This window comes from Burkholderia sp. AcTa6-5 (genome assembly GCF_017815075.1).
GTDB classification, from domain to species: domain Bacteria; phylum Pseudomonadota; class Gammaproteobacteria; order Burkholderiales; family Burkholderiaceae; genus Burkholderia; species Burkholderia sola.
The window spans coordinates 25,376-39,676 of sequence record NZ_JAGIQE010000006.1 but is presented as its reverse complement, the minus strand read 5'-3'; the positions used below and the strand labels follow the sequence as shown (position 1 = coordinate 39,676).

The 14,301-nt window shown below is 67.1% G+C and carries 13 protein-coding genes and 1 tRNA gene; 9 read left to right on the top strand and 5 right to left on the bottom strand.

From position 1 onward, the window contains the following. Positions 1–82 precede the first annotated feature (82 nt). The 8 genes from J8I33_RS10255 to J8I33_RS10220 all read left to right on the top strand — a co-directional run bounded on the left by J8I33_RS10255 (position 83) and on the right by J8I33_RS10220 (position 6,856). Positions 83–159: transfer RNA gene (locus J8I33_RS10255), tRNA-Pro, on the top strand. A gap of 140 nt (positions 160–299) precedes the next feature. After that, a complete protein-coding gene (locus tag J8I33_RS10250; RefSeq protein ID WP_124556626.1) occupies positions 300–1,592 on the top strand; it encodes an HlyC/CorC family transporter in 1,293 nt (430 codons plus the stop codon). Between the two features lie 116 nt (positions 1,593–1,708). Continuing rightward, a complete protein-coding gene (locus J8I33_RS10245) occupies positions 1,709–2,986 on the top strand; it encodes an ATPase, T2SS/T4P/T4SS family (protein WP_050013889.1) in 1,278 nt (425 codons plus the stop codon). Further along, complete coding sequence (locus J8I33_RS10240) at positions 2,983–4,194, top strand: type II secretion system F family protein (protein WP_209935294.1); 1,212 nt, start codon at positions 2,983–2,985, stop codon at positions 4,192–4,194. The genes J8I33_RS10245 and J8I33_RS10240 overlap by 4 nt, the downstream gene beginning before the upstream one ends. Before the next feature lie 46 nt (positions 4,195–4,240). Then, positions 4,241–5,152: an A24 family peptidase gene (locus J8I33_RS10235; protein ID WP_050013891.1), complete on the top strand. Its 912-nt coding sequence runs from the start codon at positions 4,241–4,243 to the stop codon at positions 5,150–5,152. 1 nt (position 5,153) lies between these two features. Then, positions 5,154–5,762 carry a dephospho-CoA kinase gene (gene coaE, locus J8I33_RS10230; RefSeq protein WP_050013892.1) on the top strand — a complete coding sequence of 203 codons (609 nt, stop codon included), beginning with the start codon at positions 5,154–5,156 and terminating at the stop codon, positions 5,760–5,762. 109 nt (positions 5,763–5,871) lie between these two features. Next, positions 5,872–6,627 (top strand): cell division protein ZapD, encoded by a 756-nt coding sequence (gene zapD, locus J8I33_RS10225; RefSeq protein ID WP_050013893.1) that lies wholly within the window; start codon positions 5,872–5,874, stop codon positions 6,625–6,627. Positions 6,628–6,655: 28 nt separating this feature from the next. Further along, a complete protein-coding gene (locus tag J8I33_RS10220; protein ID WP_011544509.1) occupies positions 6,656–6,856 on the top strand; it encodes a DNA gyrase inhibitor YacG in 201 nt (66 codons plus the stop codon). A gap of 53 nt (positions 6,857–6,909) precedes the next feature. On the opposite strand, the gene J8I33_RS10215 is transcribed toward J8I33_RS10220, so the two are convergent. From J8I33_RS10215 to secA, 4 genes are all read right to left on the bottom strand, one after another. Further along, positions 6,910–7,353: an NUDIX domain-containing protein gene (locus J8I33_RS10215; protein WP_209925709.1), complete on the bottom strand. Its 444-nt coding sequence runs from the start codon at positions 7,351–7,353 to the stop codon at positions 6,910–6,912. Then, on the bottom strand, positions 7,350–8,219 hold the full coding sequence (locus J8I33_RS10210) for an ATP-binding protein (protein WP_050013895.1): 870 nt from the start codon (positions 8,217–8,219) through the stop codon (positions 7,350–7,352). Before J8I33_RS10210 ends, J8I33_RS10215 begins: the two co-directional genes overlap by 4 nt. A 19-nt stretch (positions 8,220–8,238) precedes the next feature. Next, positions 8,239–9,480, bottom strand: a complete 1,242-nt coding sequence (argJ, locus tag J8I33_RS10205) for a bifunctional glutamate N-acetyltransferase/amino-acid acetyltransferase ArgJ (protein ID WP_209935292.1) — start codon at positions 9,478–9,480, stop codon at positions 8,239–8,241. A gap of 144 nt (positions 9,481–9,624) precedes the next feature. After that, positions 9,625–12,423 carry a preprotein translocase subunit SecA gene (secA, locus tag J8I33_RS10200; protein WP_124556621.1) on the bottom strand — a complete coding sequence of 933 codons (2,799 nt, stop codon included), beginning with the start codon at positions 12,421–12,423 and terminating at the stop codon, positions 9,625–9,627. 256 nt (positions 12,424–12,679) lie between these two features. Between secA and J8I33_RS10195 the strand changes: the two genes are divergently transcribed. Then, complete coding sequence (locus J8I33_RS10195; RefSeq protein WP_050013898.1) at positions 12,680–13,156, top strand: DUF721 domain-containing protein; 477 nt, start codon at positions 12,680–12,682, stop codon at positions 13,154–13,156. A gap of 83 nt (positions 13,157–13,239) precedes the next feature. On the opposite strand, the gene lpxC is transcribed toward J8I33_RS10195, so the two are convergent. Next, positions 13,240–14,157 (bottom strand): UDP-3-O-acyl-N-acetylglucosamine deacetylase, encoded by a 918-nt coding sequence (lpxC, locus tag J8I33_RS10190; RefSeq protein ID WP_124556620.1) that lies wholly within the window; start codon positions 14,155–14,157, stop codon positions 13,240–13,242. Between the last annotated feature and the right edge of the window lie 144 nt (positions 14,158–14,301).

The window sequence follows — 14,301 nt, the reverse complement described above, 5'->3', positions numbered from 1 at the left end:
AAAAACATCGTTATAGTTACGTTCTTGCTTGTGACGACGCAGCGATTCTTAACGAAGACGGCGAAGTCAGAAGAGCAAAAATCGGGGTGTAGCTTAGCCTGGTAGAGCGCTACGTTCGGGACGTAGAGGCCGGAGGTTCGAATCCTCTCACCCCGACCAGATTTAAAAAAACCGTGCACCGCGTGCACGGTTTTTTTTCGTCCGGCCGCCGCGGGCCCTCGTGTCGCGCGCGACACATCGCGGTCGCCGGCCTCTGCTATATTTCCCCCATCCCTGTCCTTCACTGCCCTTTCCAACGCGTGGACCAAATTCCCTTATGGGCGCAAATCGGCGCCGTCTTCCTGCTTCTTCTCTGTTCCAGCTTCTTTTCCATTTCCGAGACCGCGATGATGGCGCTCAACCGCCATCGGCTGAAGCATCTCGCCGGCCAGGGCGCACTCGGCGCGAAAACCACGCAGGGGCTTCTCACGCGCACTGACTTGCTGCTCAGCGTGATCCTGATCGGCAACAACCTGTTCAACACGATCATCCCGGTCCTCACGACGTCGCTCGCGCTCCATACGTTCGGCCGCAACAACCTCGCGCTGTCGATCGCCACCGGCGTCGTCGCGTTCCTGATCATCGTGTTCGCGGAAATCGCACCGAAGATCGTCGGCGCGACGTTCCCCGAACGCATCGCGCTGCCCGCGAGCCTCGTGATCGCCCCGCTGATGCGCGTGTTCAAGCCGGTCGTGTGGTTCGTCAACGCGCTCGCGAACGGCGTGCTGTGGGTACTGCGCATCAACACGAAGACAGGCCGCGACCAGCGGATGTCGGCCGACGAGCTGCGCGCCATCGTGCTCGAATCGAGCAGTTTCATGCCGACCAAGCACCGCAGCATCCTGCTCAACCTGTTCGACCTCGAGAACATCACGGTCGACGACGTGATGGTGCCGCGCCGCCAGATCGAGTCGCTCAACTTCTACGCGCCGCTCGACGACATCCTGCATCAGCTCGAAACCTGCTATCACAACCGGCTGGTCGTCTACGAAGGCGACATCGACAAGGTGCTCGGCGTGCTGCACGTGCGCAAGACGCTCACCGGGCTGCACAACCAGGATTTCGACCGCGAGACGCTCCGCGCGCTGCTCGCCGAACCGTACTACGTGCCGTCCGGCACGCCGGTGGTCCAGCAGCTCCAGTTCTTCCAGGAAACCCGGCAGCGCACCGCGCTCGTCGTCAACGAGTACGGCGAACTCCAAGGGCTCGTCACGCCCGAGGACATCATCGAGGAACTGATCGGCGAATTCACGACGTCGATGCCGCGCAGCGAACGCGCGGGCGGCTGGGACGAGAACGGCGAATGCATCGTGTCGGCCAGCATGCCGCTGCGCGAGCTGAACCGCTGGCTGCACCTGAAACTGCCGACCGACGGGCCGAAGACGCTGAACGGACTGGTACTCGAGATCCTCGAGGAAATTCCGGAAGACGACGTGTGCCTGAAAATCGGCGACGTGATGCTCGAGGTGATGCGCAGCGACGATCAGGCAGTACGCACCGTCAAGCTCTTCAAGCCGCGCGGCACGCGTACCGGGCGCGCCGCCTCGCGCTAGGGCCGGTTCACGCTAATAACGGGCTAGCGCTAGCCGAACGGCCGACTGCCGGCGCCGGCCGCGACGCGCGATGATCTGCGCATCACGGTCAACTGGCGGCCAGCGTGCCGGCTCACATGCACTTTCCTTCCTCCGCGGCGTCGCTGCACGCGCGGTCGGCGCCCGCGCACGCCGACGCGCCGCCCGCCGACGCGCCCCATGCACTCGATGCGGCCCAGCTCGACGATGCCCCCGCCGTACGGCTGCTGACGGACACGCTGCACGCGGCGCGCGTGCGCGACGCGTCGGACATCCACGTCGAGCCGTTCGAAGCCGGCTGGCGCATCCGTCTGCGCATCGACGGCGTGCTGCATGAACACGCGCGACCGCCGCTGCACCTGCGCGATGCGCTCGTCACGCGGATCAAGGTGCTCTCGCGCATGGACATCGCCGAGCGGCGGCTTCCGCAGGACGGCCGGCTGCGCATCGCGATCGACGGCGGCACGCGCGGCGACTATCGTGTCAGTTCGCTGCCCACGCTGTTCGGCGAAAAGCTCGTGCTGCGGCGGCTCGAAACGCTGCCGCCCGATCTCACGCTGGCCAACCTCGGCTTCGATGCGCGGCAGGCGGCCGCGATGGAGGCCGCGATCCGCGCGCCGCATGGCCTCGTGCTCGTCACGGGCCCGACCGGCAGCGGCAAGACGCTGTCGCTCTACTGCGCACTGCAAATGCTCGATCGCGACGCGCACAACGTCTGCACGGTCGAGGATCCCGCCGAGATCCAGCTCGACGGAATCAATCAGGTCGGCGTCGCCGACAAGGCGGGGCTCACGTTCGCGACGGCGCTGCGCGCGCTGTTGCGACAGGACCCGGACGTCATCATGGTCGGCGAGATTCGCGATGCGGAGACGGCCGACGTCGCGATCAAGGCCGCGCAGACCGGCCATCTCGTGTTGTCGACGCTGCACACGAACGACGCGCCGGCAGCCGTCGCGCGGCTGCTCGACATCGGCGTCGCGCCGTACAACCTCGCCGCCGCGCTGCACCTCGTCACCGCGCAACGCCTCGTCCGGCGCCTGTGCGTTCACTGCCGCGCGCCTTCGGACGCATCGGCGCGCGCGCTGCGGGAATCCGGCTGCGACCCGGCGGCGCTGGCGGCCGGCTGGCGGCCGTTCGTCGCGCGCGGCTGTTCCGCCTGTCACGGGATCGGCTATCGCGGCCGCATCGGCCTGCATCAGACGATGCCGGTCTCACCCGCGCTGGCCGAGCGCATCGTCGCGCGGGCGAGCGTCGGCGAACTCGCGCACTGCGTGGCGGCCGAGGGCGTGCGCACGCTACGCGACGCGGCATTCGCGCGCGTCATGGACGGCACGACGAGCCTCGCGGAAGCCGTCGCCGCCACCCCCGCCGCGTGAACGTGCGCACGCCGCCGCGCGAAACCCGCTTCGCATGGCGCGGCCGCCATCGCGACGGCTCTCCACGCCGCGGGATCGTCATCGCGTTCGACGCCTCGGCCGCGCGCGCCACGCTCGCGCGCGACGGCATCGCGGTACTGTCGCTCGACGTCCGCGGGCCGGCCCGTCCGCCTACGGCGGCCGCGCGCGACATCACGCGCTTCACGCGCCAGCTCGCGAGCCTGCTGCAGGCCGGCCTGCCGCTCGCGCCGTCGCTCGAGATGCTCGCGCGCACCCGCACGCGCGACGGCGTGCCGCGCATTGCCGCGGGTCTCGCCCGCGAGATCGTCGGCGGCCGGCGCTTCGCCGATGCGCTCGCACGCTATCCATCGCAATTCGGCACGCTGTATCGTCAGTTGATCGAGGTCGGCGAAGCGTCCGGTTCGCTCGGCGTCGTGCTGACACGGGTCGCGGAACACCGCGAGCGCACCGATGCGCAATGGCGCAAGCTGCGCGCCGCACTCGCGTATCCGGCCGCCGTCATCCTGTTCGGGCTCGCGATCTCCGCTGCATTGATGATGTGGGTCGTGCCGACCTTCCGGCAGATCTTCGACGGTTTCGGCGCCGCGCTGCCCGCGCCGACCCGCGCGCTGCTCGCGCTGTCCTCCGCGCTGTCGGCGTGGGGCGGCGTACTCCTGGCCGGCGCGGCCGCCACGGGCCTTGCCGCGCGGCACGCGCTGCAGCGCTCGGCCGCGCTGCGTCACGCGCTCGCGCGACGCCTGCTGCGCGCCCCGCTCGCGGGCAGCGCGCTCGAGCGGTACGCTGCCGCACGCTGGTGCCGCTCGCTGGCGACCCTGCTCGGCGCCGGCGTGCCGCTCGCCGATGCGTTCGCCACGCTGGAGCGCACGGCCGGCCACCCGGTGTTCGCGCACGCCACCGCGCACATCGCCGCACGCGTGTTGCGCGGCGTACGTCTGGCCGATGCGATGCATTCGGCCGGCTGCTTTCCGGACGACGTCGTGCAGCCGATCGCCGTCGCCGAGGAAACCGGTGCGCTCGACACGATGCTCGCCGACATCGCCGCGCTGTGCGAACGCCAGCTGGACGCGCGCCTCGATGCGCTCGCGGCGCTCGGCGAACCGTTGATCGTGATCCTGCTGGGCGCACTCGTCGGCGGTCTCGTGATCGCGATGTATCTGCCGATCCTTCAACTCGGCAACGTGGTGTAGCATCGCAACCGATTCTGTCGCCTTTTAAGTCCGAACCTTGAGCCTCATGACGCCCGCGCCCCTGTCCGCCGTTTCCGATTCGCCCGAGAGCACGCTGCTCGCGCTGGCGATGCTGCCGCCCGCGCTGCAGTATGCGTTCGCGGTCGTCGTCGGCCTTTGCATCGGCAGCTTCCTGAACGTGGTCGTGCACCGGTTGCCCGTGATGATGCAGCGCGCGTGGCAGGCCGAGATCGCCGAGGCGACGGGCACCGCGAGCGCCCCGCCCGACGACGGTTATCCGCCGCGCTACGATCTGTGGCGCCCGCGCAGTGCCTGCCCGCATTGCGGCCACGTATTGCGCGCGTGGGAAAACATCCCGCTCGTCAGCTACCTGATGCTGCGCGGGCGCTGCCGGCGCTGCGGCCATGCGATCGGCATCCGCTACGTGCTCGTCGAGATCGCTTGCGCAGGGCTCGCCGCCGGCTCGCTCGCGGCGTTCGGCCCGACCGTCGCCGCGCTTGCCGCGTTCGCGTTGTGCGCGGCGCTGCTCTCGATGAGCGCGATCGATATCCGGACCGGCTACCTGCCCGACTCGATGACGCTGCCGCTGCTGTGGGCAGGGCTCGTGCTGAACCTCGGCGGCACCTTCACGTCGCTGCGCTCGGCCGTGATCGGCGCGATGGCCGGCTACCTGTTCCTGTGGTCGATCTACTGGCTGTTCAAATGGCTGCGCGGCATCGAGGGCATCGGTTTCGGCGACCTGAAGCTGCTTGCCGCGCTCGGCGCATGGATGGGCTGGGCCGCGCTGCCGCAGGTCGTGCTGTTCGCGGCGGTGACCGGCGCGATCGTCGGGCTCGTCGCAACCTGGCGCGGCCGCATGCGCTTCGAGGAGCCGATTCCGTTCGGCCCGTTCCTCGCGGCCGGCGGCGTCGCCACGCTGTTTTTCGGCACCCCTTTCTATGCGGCGCTCGGAGGCTGACATGTTTTCCGTAGGACTCACGGGCGGCATCGGCAGCGGCAAGACGACCGTTGCCGACCTGTTCGGCGCCCGTGGCGCATCGCTCGTCGATACCGACCTGATTGCCCACCGCATCACCGCGCCGGGCGGCCTCGCGATGCCCGCGATCGAGCAGGCTTTCGGTCGCGACTTCGTGGCCGCCGACGGCTCGCTCGATCGCGCGAAGATGCGCACGCTGATCTTCAGCGACGACGCCGCGCGCCGGCGCCTCGAAGCGATCACGCATCCGCTGATCCGCGCGGAGACCGATCGCGACGCGCGCAAAGCGCGGGGCCCGTACGTAATGTTCGTCGTGCCGCTGCTCGTCGAGTCGGGCACCTGGAAGGCGCGCAGCGATCGCGTGCTCGTCGTCGACTGCCCGGTCGAAACGCAGATCGCGCGCGTGATGCGGCGCAACGGTTTCACGCGCGAACAGGTCGAAGCGATCATCGCGCGACAGGCGTCGCGCGAAGCCCGCCTCGCAGCGGCCGACGACGTGATCGTCAACGACGCGCTCACGCCCGACGCGCTCGCCGCGCAGGTCGATGCACTGCACCAACGCTATGTCGAATTCGCGGCCGCCGCGCACTGAGCATCGCGCGCAATCGTGATGGTGTACGAAATTGGCGCGTTGCTAGGGTAGAGAGGGGGCATTAGAATGTCCTTCATTGTTTCAATCCCTACCCAAGAGGCGAGCGCGCTTGATTCTTTACGAGTATCCGTTCAACGAGCGAATTCGCACGCTGTTGCGTCTCGAAGATCTGTTCGAGCGCTTCACGTTCTTTTTGGCTCAGGAGGACCCGCGTGAACACCACGTCGCGCTGACGACGCTGTTCGAAATCGCCGAGGTAACGGGCCGCGCGGACCTGAAATCGGATCTGATGAAGGAGCTCGAACGTCAGCGCCAGACGCTCGCCCCCTTTCGCGGCAATCCGGGCATCGAGCAGAACGCGCTCGAAGCCGTGCTCGGTGAAATCGAGCAAACGCTCGCGAATCTCGCGCAGATGCAGGGCAAGACCGGCCAGCACCTCGTCGACAACGAGTGGCTCGCCAGCATCCGCAGCCGCGCGGTGATTCCGGGCGGTACCTGCAAGTTCGACCTGCCGTCGTACTACGCGTGGCAGCAATGGCCTGCGGAGCAGCGGCGCCAGGACATCGCGAAGTGGGTCCTGCCGATGCTACCGTTGCGCGACGCCGCGGCGATCGTGCTGCGGCTCGCGCGCGAATCGGGTCAGGCGTCGAAGGTCATGGCGATGCAGGGCAGCTACCAGCAGATGCTGTCCGGCCGCACCTACCAGCTGATGCAGGTACGGGTGCCGCCGGAGCTGCGCGTCATTCCCGAAGCGAGCGCCAACAAATACATGCTGTGGGTGCGGTTCACCATGCAGGACGGCGATGTACGGCCGCGCGCGGTGGACATCGACGTGCCGTTCCATCTGACACTGTGTAATCTGTAACGGCCACGTGCCGGATCGATGCTTTCGTATGACTACCGTTGTGAAATGTCCTTCGTGCGGCGCCGAAGTGCGCTGGACGCCTGAAAACAAGTTCCGTCCCTTCTGTTCGGCCCGCTGCAAGCAGCTCGACCTCGGCGCATGGGCCGCGGAAAAGTATCGGATCGGCGGCGCCTCCGACGAGGGTCCGTCGTCGGAAGAAGACGGCACGGACAACCGCCGCGACAGCTGAGCGACGCCCCCGTCCGCCGATACGGCCCGCCTTTCCGGCAGGCCGCCGCGGCGTCATTGCGACGCCGCTTCCTTCTCGAGCAGTTCGAGCACCGGCAGCGCCGCCGGCAACAGCGGCGCAACCTCGACCGGCAGTTGCTGCCACACGAACGCCTGCCCTTCCTTGCTGTGCGGCTCGCCCGTCCAGCCCGTCACCTTGCAGAAATAGAGCCGCACATACGCGTGCGGATAATCGTGCTCGAGCGTGTGCCAGCGATGGCTGGCCGTGACTTCGATGCCGAGTTCCTCGTGCAGCTCGCGCGCCAGCGCGTCCTCGACGCTTTCGCCGGCCTCCAGCTTGCCGCCCGGAAACTCCCAGTAACCTTCATACGGCTTGCCCGGCAGGCGCTGCGCGAGCAGATAACGCCCGTCCGGCTGCACCATCACGCCGACCGCGACTTCCGTCACCTTGCGGCCGTCCGGCGCCCGCACGGCGCCCTGTGCCAGATCCGCGCTCATGCCTGCTCCTTGCGGCCCGACCAGTCCCGTGCGAACTGCCACGCGACGCGGCCCGAACGCGAGCCGCGCTCGAGCGCCCATACGAGCGCGTCGCCGCGCGCGGTCTCGATCTCCGCATCCGGGCAGCCGAAGTGACGCAGCCAGTGCGCGACGATGTCGAGGTAGTCGTCCTGCTTGAACGGATAGAAGCTGACCCACAGGCCGAAGCGCTCCGACAGCGAGATCTTCTCCTCGACGACTTCGCCGGGGTGAATCTCGCCGTCCGGCAGATGCTTGTACGATTCGTTGTCGCTCATGTACTCGGGCAGCAGATGGCGGCGGTTCGACGTCGCGTAGATCAGCACGTTGTCCGACTGCGCGGCGATCGACCCGTCCAGCGCGACCTTCAGCGCCTTGTAGCCCGATTCGCCGTCCTCGAACGACAGGTCGTCGCAAAACACGATAAACCGCTCCGGACGCTGCGAGATCAGGTCGACGATGTCGCCGAGATCGTGCAGGTCGTCCTTGTCGACTTCGATCAGCCGCAGCCCGTCGTTCGCGTACGCATTCAAGCACGCCTTGATCAGCGACGACTTGCCAGTGCCGCGCGCGCCGGTCAACAGCACGTTGTTGGCCGGCTTGCGCTGCACGAACTGCCGCGTGTTCTGGTCGATCAGCACTTTCTGGCGATCGATGTTGTGCAGGTCACCGAGCGTGATCGACGACACGGCCGGTACCGGCTGCAGGTAGCCGCGCCCCTGGCGCTTGCGCCAGCGGAACGCGTGCGCCGCGTTCCAGTCGATGGCCGCCGGTGCGGGCGGCAGCATCCCTTCGAGACGGCCGAGCAGCGCTTCCGCGCGCGTCAGAAACTGTTCAAGCTTGTCCATGTCGTTCGAGCGCTCCCGATCAGGAGCGGTAATCCGCGTTGATGCTCACGTAATCGTGCGACAGGTCGCACGTCCAGACGGTGGCCTGCGCGTCGCCACGGCCGAGCAGCACGCGGATCGTGATCTCGCTCTGCTTCATCACGCGCTGGCCGTCCTCTTCCTGGTAGGCCGGGTTGCGGCCGCCCGCCTTCGCGACGAGCACGTCGTCCAGATAGAGGTCGATCTTGCCGACGTCGAGATCCGCGACGCCCGCATAGCCGATCGCCGCGAGAATCCGGCCCAGGTTGGGGTCGGATGCGTAGAAGGCCGTCTTCACGAGCGGCGAATGGCCGATCGCGTACGCGATCTGGCGGCATTCGGCGACGCTCTTGCCGCCTTCGACCTGCACCGTCATGAATTTCGTCGCGCCTTCGCCGTCGCGCACGATCAGTTGCGACAACACCTGCGCGACTTCCGTCACCGCGTCGCGCAGCGCCGCATAGGCCGGCGAATCGGTCGACGTGATGGCCGACAGCGAGCTCTTGCCCGATGCGATCAGGATGAACGAGTCGTTCGTCGACGTGTCGCCGTCGATCGTGATGCAGTTGAACGAGCGGTCGGCGACTTCCTTCACCAGCGTGTCGAGCACCGGCTGCGCGACGTTCGCGTCGAACGCGAGGAAGCCGAGCATCGTCGCCATGTTCGGCTTGATCATGCCCGCGCCCTTGCTGATGCCCGTCAGCGTGACCGTGTGACCGTCGATCGTCACCTGGCGCGACGTCGCCTTCGGCAGCGTGTCGGTCGTCATGATCGCCTGCGCGGCGTCGAACCAGTTCGCGGCCTGGCGGTTCGCGAGCGCGGCCGGCAGGCCGGCCTTCAGGCGGTCGATCGGCAGCGGCTCGAGGATCACGCCGGTCGAGAACGGCAGCACCTGCGCCGGCGCGATGCCCGCGAGACGCGCGAGCTCCGTGCAGGTCTCGCGTGCGTTCACGAGGCCCGGCTCGCCGGTGCCCGCGTTCGCATTGCCCGTATTCACGACCAGCGCGCGGATGCCCGCGCCGCCCGCACGGACCTTCGCCAGGTGCTCGCGGCAGACGGTGACCGGCGCCGCGCAGAAACGATTTTCGGTGAACACGCCCGCGACCGTCGCGCCTTCGTCGACGGAAATGACCAGCACGTCCTTGCGATTCGGCTTGCGGATGTTCGCTTCCGCCCAGCCGAGCGTGACGCCGGCGACGGGATGCAGTTGGGCGGGATCGATCGACGGAAAATTGACAGCCATGGGGCACACCTGCCGGATGGAAAATGCCGGCATGCGCCGGCATCGATTGGAAGAACCGGCGGCCGCACGCGCGGGCCGCCACAACTCACATCACTGACTCGAAGCTGCGAACGACGCGGCACGCGTGACGCGCGCCGCCGCCGATCATGACAGCTTCCCGTGACATTGCTTGTACTTCTTGCCGCTGCCGCACGGGCACGGGTCGTTGCGGCCGACCTTCGGCATTTCACCGCCGGGGCCGCTGTGCGTCATCGCGCTGCCGACCATGTCGGCCGTCGCCGTGGCCGCCGCGGCGGCCGTGACGTTCGCGACCGGCGCACCGGCGTCCGCGTAGTCGGCGTGCTGGTATTCGACGTTCTCGAGATGACCGCCGCGCTCCTCGATCTGCTCGGCCGCCTCCTCGAGCTGCTCCGGCGACTGGATCTGCACGTTCATCACGACGCGCGTGACTTCCTGCTTGATCGCGTCGAGCATCGCGGCGAACAGTTCGAACGCCTCGCGCTTGTACTCCTGCTTCGGATTCTTCTGCGCATAGCCGCGCAGATGGATGCCCTGACGCAGGTGGTCGAGCGCCGCGAGGTGCTCGCGCCACAGGCGGTCGACCGTCTGCAGCATCACCGAACGCTCGAACGCGCTGAACGATTCGCGGCCGACCAGCGCGACCTTCGCGTCGTACTGCTCGTCGGCGGCCGTCGTCACCGCGTCGAGAATCTCCTCGGCCGTGATCGACGACGACTCGTTCACCATTTCCTGGATCGCGAGGTCGAGCTGCCAGTCGTTGCGCAGCGCTTCCTCGAGCTCGGGCACGTCCCACTGCTCTTCGATGCTGCCTTCCGGCACGAACTGGCGGACGACCTCGGTGATCACGCCGTGACGCATCGCGGTGATCGTCTCGGTGATGTCGTGCGCTTCGAGCAGCTCGTTGCGCTGCTGGTAGATCACCTTGCGCTGGTCGTTCGACACGTCGTCGTATTCGAGCAGCTGCTTGCGGATGTCGAAGTTGCGCGCTTCGACCTTGCGCTGCGCCGATTCGATCGACCGCGTGACGATACCCGCCTCGATCGCCTCGCCTTCCGGCATCTTCAGGCGATCCATGATCGAGCGCACGCGGTCGCCCGCGAAGATGCGCAGCAGCGGATCGTCGAGCGACAGATAGAAGCGCGACGAGCCCGGATCGCCCTGGCGGCCCGCACGGCCGCGCAGCTGGTTGTCGATCCGGCGCGATTCGTGGCGCTCGGTACCGATGATGTGCAGGCCGCCCGCGGCCTTCACCTGCTCGTGCAGCGTTTCCCACTCGTCGTGCAGCTGCTTGATGCGGCGTGCCTTTTCGTCGGCCGGGATCGCGTCGTCGGCGTCGATGAACGCGGCCTGCTTCTCGGCGTTGCCGCCGAGCACGATGTCGGTACCGCGACCGGCCATGTTGGTCGCGATCGTGATGCGCTTCGGACGGCCGGCTTCCGCGACGATCGCCGCTTCACGCTCGTGCTGCTTCGCGTTCAGCACTTCGTGCGGCAGCCCGGCCTGCTTCAGCAGGTGCGACAGCAGCTCGGAGTTCTCGATCGAGGTCGTGCCCACCAGCACCGGCTGGCCGCGCTCGTAGCAGTCGCGGATGTCGCGGATCACCGCGTCGTAGCGCTCCTTGGCCGTCTTGTAGATCTGGTCCTGCTTGTCGATCCGCTTCGGCGGGCGGTTGGTCGGGATCACGACCGTCTCGAGGCCGTAGATCTCGTTGAATTCGTACGCTTCGGTGTCCGCGGTGCCGGTCATGCCGGCCAGCTTCGCGTACATCCGGAAGTAGTTCTGGAACGTGATCGACGCGAGCGTCTGGTTTTCGCTCTGGATCTTCACGTGCTCCTTCGCCTCGACCGCCTGGTGCAGGCCGTCGGACCAGCGGCGGCCGGCCATCAGGCGGCCCGTGAATTCGTCGACGATGACCACTTCGCCGTTCTGCACGACGTAGTGCTGATCCTTGTGGAACAGCGTGTGGGCGCGCAGCGCGGCGTACACGTGGTGCATCAGCGTGATGTTCTGCGGCGCGTACAGGCTCTCGCCCTCGCCGATCAGGCCCCATTCGGCGAGCAGGCGCTCGGCCTTCTCGTGGCCCGATTCCGTCAGGAATACCTGGCGCGCCTTCTCGTCGAGCGTGTAGTCGCCCGGCTTCTCGACGCCCGTGCCGTCGGCCTTCTCTTCGCCGATCTGGCGCTCGAGCAGCGGCGGCAGTGCGTTCATCCGCACGTACAGCTCGGTGTGATCCTCGGCCTGGCCCGAAATGATCAGCGGCGTCCGCGCTTCGTCGATCAGGATCGAGTCCACTTCGTCGACGACTGCAAAATTCAGTGCCCGCTGCACGCGCGCGTCGGTCTCGTAGACCATGTTGTCGCGCAGGTAGTCGAAGCCGAATTCGTTGTTCGTGCCGTACGTGATGTCCGCCGCGTACGCCTGCTGCTTCTGGTCGTGCTCCATGCCGGACAGGTTGATGCCGACCGACAGACCGAGGAAGTTGTAGAGGCGCGCCATCCATTCGGCGTCGCGCTGCGCGAGGTAATCGTTGACGGTCACGACGTGCACGCCGCGGCCGGCCAGCGCGTTCAGGTACACGGGCAGCGTCGCGACGAGCGTCTTGCCCTCGCCGGTGCGCATTTCCGCGATCTTGCCGTAGTGGAGCACCATGCCGCCGATCATCTGCACGTCGAAGTGCCGCATCTTCAGCACGCGGCGGCTCGCCTCGCGACAGACCGCGAAGGCCTCGGGCAGCAGCTTGTCGAGCGACTCGCCGGCCGCGACCCGCTGGCGGAATTCATCCGTCTTGCCGCGCAACTGGTCGTCCGTCAGCTGCTCGATCTGCGTTTCGAGCGCATTGATCGTCGCGACGGTCTTTTGGTATTGCTTGACGAGCCGCTGGTTGCGGCTGCCAAAAATTTTCTGGAGAAAACCGGTTGTCATCGGATCGGATCCTGCGTCGCAGCACCGGCGCCCGGCGCGTGGTACGCGCCCCGGCGCCCGAGCCTCGGCGGCTTAGCGAATTAGTGGACTCAAACGACGAATTTTAGCACGCGGGGCCGCATGCGCCTGCGTCCCGGCCGGACGGCCATTGCGCGCCGGGGCCGGGTGGGCGTGGGCGAAAGCCGCCCGTGCGCGGGCCGGCGCGGGTACAATCGGCTGCAACGTCCGCGCGCGTGCGCGCTCGAAGAAAGCCTCGATGAACCGATTTTCCAAGCGTTTCGGCCCGCTCGCCGCCTATCGCCCGCAACCCGTGTCCGAAGTGCTCGGTCGTACCGACGCATTCGCGGCGCTGCGCGCCGGCGTCGAGCAGATCGCGTCGCTGCAGCGCGACCTCGGCGCGTGCCTGCCCGACTATCTGGCGAATCACGTCGAACCGGGCTTCATCAAGGACGGCACCCTGACCCTCTTTGCCGCGCACAATGCGCTGGCCGCCCGGCTGCGACAAGTCGAAGTGCGACTGCTCGGCGATCTCCAGAAGCGCGGCTGGCCCGTGACGACGCTGCGCGTGCGCGTGCGGCCGAAGGACGCGCCGGAGCCGCCGCACGTGAAGCAGGCGCGGATGACGTCGACCGGCGCCGCCGCGCTGCGCGACCTCGCCGACCACCTCGAACCGTCGCCGCTGCAGGCTGCGCTCGCACGGATGGCGGCGCGGCACGGCGCGAAACCGCGCTGACTGCCCCGGCCGCCAACGGCGGCCAGCCAACAAAAAAGCGACCCGAGGGTCGCTTTTTTATCGCTTGCGGTAACGAATGCCGGTCACGCGAAGGCCGTCTGCGCGTCGAACGCGAACCCCTTCGGCGCAGCCTGCGGATCGTCGAACGTCACGATCTCGTACGCGTCTTCGTGTGCGAGCAGCTCGCGCAGCAGCGCATTGTTCAGCCCGTGGCCCGACTTGTACGCGGTGTACGATGCCAGCAGCGGATGGCCGACCACGTAGAGGTCGCCGATCGCATCGAGCATCTTGTGCTTCACGAACTCGTCGTCGTAGCGCAGCCCGTCGTTGTTCAGGATCCGGTACTCGTCGAGCACGATCGCGTTGTCCATGCTGCCGCCGCGGGCGAGACCCAGCTCGCGCATCATTTCGACTTCATGGGCAAAACCGAACGTGCGCGCGCGCGCGATCTCGCGCACGTACGACGTATTCGCGAAATCGACCTCCAATTCCTGGCCGGTCTTGTCGACGGCCGGGTGACGGAAGTCGATCGTGAACTTCAGCTTGAAGCCGAAATACGGATCGAGACGCGCGAACTTGTCGCCATCGCGGATTTCGACCGGCTTCTTCACCTGGATGAAGCGCTTCGGCGCGTTCTGCTCTTCGATGCCGGCGGATTGAATCAGGAACACGAAGGACGCGGCGCTGCCGTCCATGATCGGGATTTCCTCGGCCGTCACGTCGACATAGAGGTTGTCGATGCCGAGGCCGGCGCACGCCGACATCAGGTGCTCGACCGTCGACACGCGCGCGCCATCCTTCTGCAGCACCGACGCGAGCCGCGTGTCGCCAATCGACATCGCGGAGGCCGGGATATCGACGGGCGTGGGCAGGTCGACGCGCGTGAACACGATACCCGTGCCCGGCGCAGCCGGACGGAGCGTCAGTTCGACCTTGCGGCCCGAGTGGAGACCGATACCCACGGTCTTCACGATGGATTTGATGGTGCGCTGCTTCAACATGGTCTTCTTCGTCTTGATTGAAGATATCAATCAGGAGTTATATTCGATAGGCGAGATTATAGCGTAATTCCCAATTCAACGCTGTTTGAAACTGCGTATCAATCTGTTTCGTCTGTTTACCCGCGCCGATACGGGACGGGCCAA